We start from the raw sequence: 1,364 nt of genomic DNA, 5'->3' as shown, positions 1-1,364 counted from the left end.
TCTCCACGGTCCGCCGATGCCGGGTTTGACATACTCCAGCCCGTCGCTGCACATGATATCGGGCTTGACGGGATCGGGATCTGCGGCCTGCTTCCGGATATAATTCCCGAGTGCGAGCATGTCCTCGTCGTTCAGTTCGAGACCGGGGTTCTGGAGTGCACGCCCCATCGGAATCAGCGGCTGGAGCCGCCAGTGGCGGACGCCGAGATCCCTGAAGACATCATGCATCGCAGGGAGCTGGTCGAGATTCTCTTTGTTTACGGTCGTGATGATATTGTACTTGATTCCCGCCTCCTGCATAAGCCGCACCGCGTTCAGCGTTTTCTCGTATGAGCCCCTGTAGTTGCGGAACCGGTCGTGAACCTCCCGGAGCCCGTCGATGCTCAGGCCCACCGCCCTTATATCCAGCTCTTTCATCTTCGCGATCATCTCGTTGTCCATGACCAGCCCGTTCGTCAGTATGTTTACAGGAATGCCGAGATCCTGGAGATGTCCGGCGATAATCGTCCAGTCTTTTCTCAGGAGCGGTTCGCCGCCCGTAATATCCACTTCCTGGACGAGGAGATCGGGGAACTGGTCGCAGAGATCGAGGGCCTCTTTGGTTGTCAGTTCGTTAGGCCTTTTCGCACCCGCCGTGGAACCGCAATGTTTGCACCGCATATTGCATTCGAGGGTCAGTTCCCAGCCGATGATCAAAGGAAATACTTCAAAATTCATAAAATGCCTTTAAGAGGGGGAAGGAGGGAGAAATCTCTCTCAAGTCCCCGGATTATTGAATTCCCCGCTGTTATTTGGCAACGGTTTTCTTGCGTGTCGCAGCGGCAGTTGTTTTGGTGCTCTTCACAGCCGTCTTCTTCATATTCCTGAAGTGAGTCTGGAGTGCGTAATAGTCCCCTGCTTTAAGGACTATATCGTTCCCTGTAAGATAGTCGTCGGCCATGTTCATTATCGCCGGGGCGACTTCCATGTCCGGGATTTGGTTTTTGTTGATATAGGTGTTCAGCATCTGTGCGATGTATTTGTTGAATTCACTGGTCGGGGAGACCTTGACGATGTCCCCGAGCCTTTCATTAGGCCAGTCTATAACCACAAGGTATCTGACCAGGATGTCACGGTCGATAATTGCCTTCTGGAATTTTACTGCATTTAATCTGACTGGTGGCATAGCAATCAGCTCAAGGGAGTGGATAGGTCAATCGTGTATTTATAATTTTTTACAAAATTATCAAAATTTAATATTTTTTAAAATTGTAGGAGACCGGGTTCAGTCCGGCCCCTTTTTATTTCTTTCAGACTTCCTTTAAAGTCAGGTAAGTCTCTTTATGACAGCTTCTCCGACCTCCTCAGTCGAAGAATTCCCGCCG

General features: G+C 50.7%; 2 protein-coding genes. Both read right to left on the bottom strand.

Features of this window, described 5'->3' with window-relative positions:
• The coding region (locus METPAY_RS09680) for a radical SAM protein (protein ID WP_052418762.1) at positions 1–717 on the bottom strand (717 nt) is incomplete at its 3' end.
• A 70-nt stretch (positions 718–787) separates the two neighbouring features.
• The gene (locus tag METPAY_RS09675) at positions 788–1,165 is read right to left on the bottom strand and encodes a hypothetical protein (protein ID WP_048151890.1); all 378 of its coding nucleotides are present in this window, start codon (positions 1,163–1,165) and stop codon (positions 788–790) included.
• Positions 1,166–1,364 lie beyond the last annotated feature (199 nt).

The sequence above is a fragment of the Methanolacinia paynteri genome (assembly GCF_000784355.1).
GTDB classification, from domain to species: domain Archaea; phylum Halobacteriota; class Methanomicrobia; order Methanomicrobiales; family Methanomicrobiaceae; genus Methanolacinia; species Methanolacinia paynteri.
This window is presented reverse-complemented; position numbering and strand designations above follow the sequence as displayed.